The 6,338-nt window shown below is 49.3% G+C and carries 8 protein-coding genes; 3 read left to right on the top strand and 5 right to left on the bottom strand.

Features of this window, described 5'->3' with window-relative positions; all coding sequences use genetic code 11:
- Window positions 1-43: 43 nt before the first annotated feature.
- A complete protein-coding gene (locus Q0K92_RS10265; protein ID WP_297325711.1) occupies window positions 44-277 on the bottom strand; it encodes a CopG family transcriptional regulator in 234 nt (77 codons plus the stop codon).
- Between the two features lie 154 nt (window positions 278-431).
- Here Q0K92_RS10265 and Q0K92_RS10260 point away from each other — a divergent pair, with 154 nt between their 5' ends.
- The 3 genes from Q0K92_RS10260 to Q0K92_RS10250 all read left to right on the top strand — a co-directional run bounded on the left by Q0K92_RS10260 (window position 432) and on the right by Q0K92_RS10250 (window position 3,222).
- A complete protein-coding gene (locus tag Q0K92_RS10260) occupies window positions 432-1,142 on the top strand; it encodes a TetR/AcrR family transcriptional regulator (protein ID WP_297325710.1) in 711 nt (236 codons plus the stop codon).
- A gap of 144 nt (window positions 1,143-1,286) precedes the next feature.
- A complete protein-coding gene (locus Q0K92_RS10255) occupies window positions 1,287-2,348 on the top strand; it encodes a metal-dependent hydrolase (RefSeq protein ID WP_297325709.1) in 1,062 nt (353 codons plus the stop codon).
- A 340-nt stretch (window positions 2,349-2,688) separates the two neighbouring features.
- The gene (locus Q0K92_RS10250) at window positions 2,689-3,222 is read left to right on the top strand and encodes a hypothetical protein (protein ID WP_297325708.1); all 534 of its coding nucleotides are present in this window, start codon (window positions 2,689-2,691) and stop codon (window positions 3,220-3,222) included.
- A 121-nt stretch (window positions 3,223-3,343) separates the two neighbouring features.
- On the opposite strand, the gene Q0K92_RS10245 is transcribed toward Q0K92_RS10250, so the two are convergent.
- The 4 genes from Q0K92_RS10245 to Q0K92_RS10230 all read right to left on the bottom strand — a co-directional run bounded on the left by Q0K92_RS10245 (window position 3,344) and on the right by Q0K92_RS10230 (window position 6,277).
- Window positions 3,344-3,604 carry a DUF5062 family protein gene (locus Q0K92_RS10245; RefSeq protein ID WP_297325707.1) on the bottom strand — a complete coding sequence of 87 codons (261 nt, stop codon included), beginning with the start codon at window positions 3,602-3,604 and terminating at the stop codon, window positions 3,344-3,346.
- A 192-nt stretch (window positions 3,605-3,796) separates the two neighbouring features.
- Window positions 3,797-4,213 carry a DUF86 domain-containing protein gene (locus Q0K92_RS10240; RefSeq protein WP_297325706.1) on the bottom strand — a complete coding sequence of 139 codons (417 nt, stop codon included), beginning with the start codon at window positions 4,211-4,213 and terminating at the stop codon, window positions 3,797-3,799.
- Window positions 4,201-4,578, bottom strand: a complete 378-nt coding sequence (locus tag Q0K92_RS10235; protein ID WP_297325705.1) for a nucleotidyltransferase domain-containing protein — start codon at window positions 4,576-4,578, stop codon at window positions 4,201-4,203. The genes Q0K92_RS10240 and Q0K92_RS10235 overlap by 13 nt, the downstream gene beginning before the upstream one ends.
- A complete protein-coding gene (locus Q0K92_RS10230; RefSeq protein ID WP_297325704.1) occupies window positions 4,571-6,277 on the bottom strand; it encodes a glutamine--tRNA ligase/YqeY domain fusion protein in 1,707 nt (568 codons plus the stop codon). The genes Q0K92_RS10235 and Q0K92_RS10230 overlap by 8 nt, the downstream gene beginning before the upstream one ends.
- Window positions 6,278-6,338: the final 61 nt, after the last annotated feature.

Genomic DNA, 6,338 nt, shown 5'->3' with positions numbered 1-6,338 from the left:
ATGGAATCTGAATTGGCGCATCATTCAAACCGCTTGGTTAGATTTACTTATCAGAAGCCAATCGTTCGAGCCGTTCAGCCAACCAAATCTTGATAATAGACTGACGTGTCACGCCCAGCCGGCTGGCTTCCCTGTCGAGGGATTCGATCATCCAGTCTGGAAAATCCACATTAACCCTTTTTTGTTTTTGCAGAGGACGACGTGCCTTGGAAATATCCAGAATGGCAGTCACGTCCTCGCCGCTGTCAAAGTCAGCATCGAATTTATTAGCTTTCATAGATAGTTACCTCTTCAACACGAGAACGACAAATGGAGTATACAGAACCGAATAAGAAAGATCAGTACTCCATTTTCCTAGCTTTTTCATGTATGTTATAGTGAAAACGGCATCGTAGTACGCCACGCCTATTAACGCTGTGTGGAGGATCAAGATGAAAAAAAGTAAGCTTGAGATACGCGAAGCGATTGTGGATACGGCTGTTACCATCGCGGAACGCTCAAATTGGGAAGCGGTACGGTTGTTTGATGTGGCCGCTGAATTGAACATTTCCCTGGATGATATCCGGCCTTATTTCCGCGAAAAGGAAGATCTGGTTGACGCCTGGTTTGACCGGGCTGACAGCCAGATGCTCAAGGCGGCGGAAACCGTGGAATTCCTGTCATTGTCGCCGCGGGAGCGTTTACAGCATCTCATCATGACCTGGCTGGATGCGTTGGCTGCGCACCGCAAGGTTACGCGGCAGATGATCGGCGCCAAACTGGAGCCCGGCCATCTGCATATCCAGATTCCCGCCATCATGCGCATCAGCCGCACGGTACAGTGGATGCGCGAAGCCGCGCAGCGCGATGCCACCTTTGTACGCCGCGCACTGGAAGAAACCGCCCTGACCACCATTTATGTGGCTACGTTTGTGTACTGGATGCGGGATGAATCCGAGAATTCACAGCGCACGCGCAATTTCCTGGAACAAAAACTGCAAGTGGCTGAGACGCTGGATCGTTTAATCTACCGAACCCCACGCGCTGAAGCCGCCGATGATTCTTCAGCGGAAACCGGTGCTACACATGAAATCCCGGCTACTGTTGAGTCTTCTCCATTGACTGAGTCTATGACGCCAAAAATGCATGCCAAGTCCGGTTAACAGGCCATTGAAAAACGTTTTCGAGGCAGCCGATACCAGGCAAAAACAGGTGAGAAAGCGCAGTTTATGCATAATAAATGAGCATTCTGAACCTGTTGTTAACACCGTAGCGGCAACGCAGATCGTTTTACTGGCCTGTTAGTCATGGATCCGCTCACGCATGCCTTAAGCGGCGCTCTGCTGGCGCGGGCTGCGGCACGACTGCCAACGCAACCGCATCCTGAACGAACCACATTGCCGCTACGCATACAGATTGCCGCCGGTTTTGCCGCGGCGGCGTTTCCTGATGTCGATTTTGCGTTGCGTCTGATCGATACGCTGACCTATCTCAATTGGCACCAAGGTCCGACGCACTCGCTGATCCTGTTGCCGTTATGGGCATGGTTACTGGCTTGGCTGTTTTCATGGCTTTCTCGTGGGCGCTATGACTGGAAATTATTTGCTCTGCCCGCTTGTTTGGGTATCGCCATCCATATTGCCGGGGATTTGATGACGTCGTACGGATTGATGCTGTTCGTACCTTTCTCCACCGAGCGTTTTTCTCTGCCGCTGGTGTTTGTCATCGACCCTTGGTTCAGCCTGATCATCATCGCTGGCCTGATTGCGTCATGGCGCTATCCGCAACGCAGAAACCCGTCGATTATTACTTTGGTGAGTTTGTGCAGTTATGTGATTTTTTTATGGACGCTACACCAGCAAGCCACCGAAATCGCCATCCGTCACGTCGCGGCAGAAGCCATACCCAAAGCACAAATCAACGTACTGCCACAACCATTGTCGCCATTTCACTGGAAAATCATCATCCGGCACGATGAGACTTATCACCTTGTACTTGTCAACCTGCGGCAATCCGACAATCCACAGCAAAACCAAGCCACCTGGTTACTGCCGAAAATGGCTGCTGCGTATCGCCCGATTGCAGAAAATAATTGGCAACTGTATCCGCAATTCGGCGACGATCCGGCGACAGTAACACTCGCCCGCGCAGCCTGGCTTGATCCCGCCTTTGCACCATTCCGCGCATTTGCGATATTCCCGGTGCTGGAACGCATGGATACCTCAGAACAAGGCTTGTGCGCTTGGTTCTACGATCTGCGTTTCCAATTCCCGGAGCTTCCGCCTTCTTTCCGCTACGGCGTATGCCGCCAGGATGATCATTCTGACTGGCGAATGTTTCGGCAGCAGGGATTATTTTATATTGACTGACAACACAGTTACGAAACCGTATTTCCAGATAAAATGTACTGGAAACAAAGCCCCCATTCAGTTTATGATGTAATTGTCATCACACAAGGAGAATGATCATGGCAAAAGGACAGCAACGCAAAACCAAAGAAGCGAAGAAACCTAAGAAGGAAACACCGAAGTAACAGGCATAGCCGACTAGAAAATATGGTATCGCGAAGTAATGATTCAACAAATAAAGTTTTAACTGCGAGTTTAATTACCTCCGGCTCTGCCGGAGGTTCACCTATCATTAATTAGACTACCAAAAATGGTAATTTTGGATCTCACTTGGTCAGATCAGTAAATCTAGTTAATTCCTATGAAAAGCATTAATGCAAGCGACCTTTGGCAATGGGCATATTCGGATTTTATGTCCAATGCACTACGTGGAGTTCTTGCCGAATACATAGTAGCTCACGCAGCGGACTGCACGCATTGTCCGCGCACGGAATGGAACGCATACGATCTACAAACCAAATCAGGACTGAAGATAGAGGTTAAGTCTGCTGCCTACCTTCAATCCTGGGAACAGAAGAAACATAGCCCAATTCGCTTTGACGTTGCACCGAAGAAAGGGTGGGATGCCAAAACAAATCATAGTGCCAAGGAAGCCTCACGGTCTGCAGATCTTTATGTTTTCTGCGTCTTCTCGGCCAAAGAAAAGGAATCTGCCGATCCACTTGACCCGAACCAATGGTTCTTTCTAGTGTGCCCAACCTCATTGCTCAACGAACATTTGGAAACCCAAAAATCTGTTTCTCTTTCGTCACTTGAAGCCATTGGCCTTGAACGGTTAAGTTTTGAGGCCCTTAGCACAGCGTTCGCGTATATAGAAGCTGCTCAGGTACGATGAATGTGGCAAACCATAATCTGTGATTAGCCCGCGTAGAAATCAATCTTTATTGCATAATTGATATGGGTTCGCAAAGCTGGGGGACAATTCGCGTTGCTTACTGACACCCATAGTACGCACATCACTTCAACAACGGATGATCCTTAGGCAGTTGCTTGGCATACCACATCACCAGTTTATGCCGCATGGATTTTTCGGCGACTTGATCTTCCGGCAAAGGCTGCATGACTTTGTCGTGCACCAGCAGACGATAGATGTAGAGCAGTTTCTCACTTGCCGAATCGGTTGCTTCAAACTGCACCACGCCCCGTCCTTCCGCATATTTCACGCCGGCCAGCATGGCTTCCTTGAATAAGGCGGCTTCATTTTTCAGTTTTTTCATGGCGATCCTCGTTAAGTACGCGTAATCAGCGCAATGTTCAAATCTGGCAATACATCAAGCTAAGAAGCTTCTCTCACCAATTGTCATTTCGAGCATAGCGAGAAATCATATTGCTGATTTGTTTAGATTCCTCACTACGTTCGGAATGACAAATGTGGCTCATTCAGAGTCTCATTAACTACCACATCATGACTACAAAGCAGCATACCGGCTGATTTCCTGAGCAAATCGGCGGAAGTCTTGCAAAGAATTCTGGCAAATCGCATAAACAATTTCCCAATTGATCGCTTCATAATGATGCACCGCGATATTTCTAAAGCCAATCGCCTTTTTCAATTGCTCGCAACTCTCGGATGTGATTGCGCCCAGTTCATGTAATGTCGTAAAAACTTCTCCCATGGTTTGCGGTGATGGTTTATCGGCCGTGCTGATGATATGGCTGCCGATATCGACACAGAACTGTACAACTCGGGTGAGGTTGATGACCAGTATATCTTGCAGATCCAGATTCTGAATCAACAGATTGATATTGTCCGGTTTTTTATCTTCAATGCGCTGAATGCAGCGCCGCAACGATTCAATCTTTTCTGCAAGAATCAGTTGATCCATCGATTGCGCCTTTCGGTCAGGATGCGCTGGTGCAGCGGGAGAAAATCGGCGACGTTCAGCAAATGCCGGGTCAGCAGCTCGGCATAGGCGGTATCACTGCCAACCAGTCGGATTCCCTTGAATACCTGGCCGGTAATCGGTTCCGGCACATGATACAAATCGACGATATCGACCGGGCGGCCGAATTCAGCGCCGATGGTTTGTATCAGTTGCAATTTAAAGTCCGCAGTGAGCGGTGTTTGCGCCAACAGGCCCAGATCAATATCACTGTCCGGACGCGCGTTGCCGGTCGCCTGCGAGCCGAACAATATCGCCAGTTTGATTTGCGGATAGTGCGACAGTAATGCGGTTAACTGGCTAAGCACCCGCAATTTTCCCCCACGAATCCCGCAACGTCACAGCGCGGTTAAATACCGGTTTGCCGGGTTTTATGTCGAGCCGATCGGCGATGAAATAGCCGTTGCGTTCAAACTGAAAGCATTGTTCGGGTTGCGCGTCGCTGAGTGATTGTTCTACATATGCGGTAATGATTTGTTTCGAATCCGGATTCAGCGATGTTTTGTAATCCTTGTCGCCGCTGTCCGGGTAGGGATCGGTGAATAATCGATCATACAGGCGTATTTCCGCCGATTGTGCGTGTTTGGCGGATAACCAGTGGATATTACCCTTGACTTTGCGGCTTTCCGCACCAGGAGTGCCGCTCTTGGTGTCCGGGTCGTAAGTACAATGGATCGCTTCGATTTCACCTTGCGCGTTTTTATCGACTTGTACGCATTTGACGATAAAGGCGTAGCGCAACCGCACTTCCGCGCCGGGCGACAGGCGGAAATAGCCTTTGGTGGGCACTTCCATGAAGTCGTCGCGTTCGATATACAGCGTTTTGGAAAAAGGAATCGTGCGTTTTTCCCACTCCGGTTTTTGCGGATGATTGGGCGCAAAGCAATCTTCCTGCTGATCTTCCGGATAATTATCGATGATCAATTTCAGCGGCTTCAGCACGGCGATGCGGCGCGGCGCGTTTTCATTGAGATCTTCACGCAGACAGTCTTCCAGTATGCTCATGTCAATCCAGGAATCCGCCTTGCTGATGCCGATGCGCTCGGCAAACAAGCGAATGGCACGCGGCGTGAAACCGCGGCGGCGCACGCCTGCGAGCGTACTCAATCGGGGATCATCCCAGCCGTCCACCAGTTTGCTTTCCACCAATTCGATCAATTTGCGTTTGCTCATCACGGTATAAGTCAGATTGAGGCGGGCAAACTCGATTTGCTGCGGATGGCACGGTACTTTGTCTGCCAGTTGATCCAGTACCCAGTCGTACAGCGGTCGATGGTCTTCAAATTCCAATGTACACAAGGAATGCGTAATCTTTTCCAATGCATCGGAAATACAATGTGTGTAGTCGTACATCGGATAAATGCACCATTGATTGCCGGTGCGTTGATGGTGTACATGGCGAATGCGGTAAATCACCGGATCGCGCATGTTGATGTTGGGCGAAGCCATATCGATCTTGGCTCGCAGCACATATTGACCATCGGGAAATTCCCCGGCTTTCATGCGCCGGAACAAGTCCAGGTTTTCCGCGCTCGGACGGTCGCGGTAAGGGCTGTTTTTGCCGGGACTGGTCAGCGTGCCGCGCATCTCGCGAATCTCATCCGCTGACAGGCTTTCGACATAGGCCTTTCCCTGGCTGATCAGATACTCGGCAAATCCGTAGAGTTGATCAAAATAATCGGAAGAATAATACAGATGTTTTCCCCAATCAAAACCCAGCCAGGACACGCTGTCACAAATGGAATCCACATATTCCTGCGCTTCTTTCTCGGGATTGGTATCGTCAAAGCGCAAATGACACACGCCACCATAATCATGCGCGATACCAAAATTCAAACAGATGCTCTTGGCATGGCCAATATGCAAATAACCATTGGGCTCAGGCGGAAAGCGCGTTTCCACACGACCGTTCCATTTGCCGTTGCGATTATCTTCATCGATGATATTGCGAATAAAATTGGCAGGCGCTGATTCTGTAGATAGATTCGTCTCGGATTTCTCTTTCAAAGCTTGTCTCTCAGCATGTGATGATACGTTAAGATAAAATATCTGTTCTGTTATGAGATCG

The sequence above is a fragment of the Nitrosomonas sp. genome, assembly GCF_024282095.1.
Taxonomy (GTDB): Bacteria; Pseudomonadota; Gammaproteobacteria; order Burkholderiales; family Nitrosomonadaceae; genus Nitrosomonas.
This window is presented reverse-complemented; position numbering and strand designations above follow the sequence as displayed.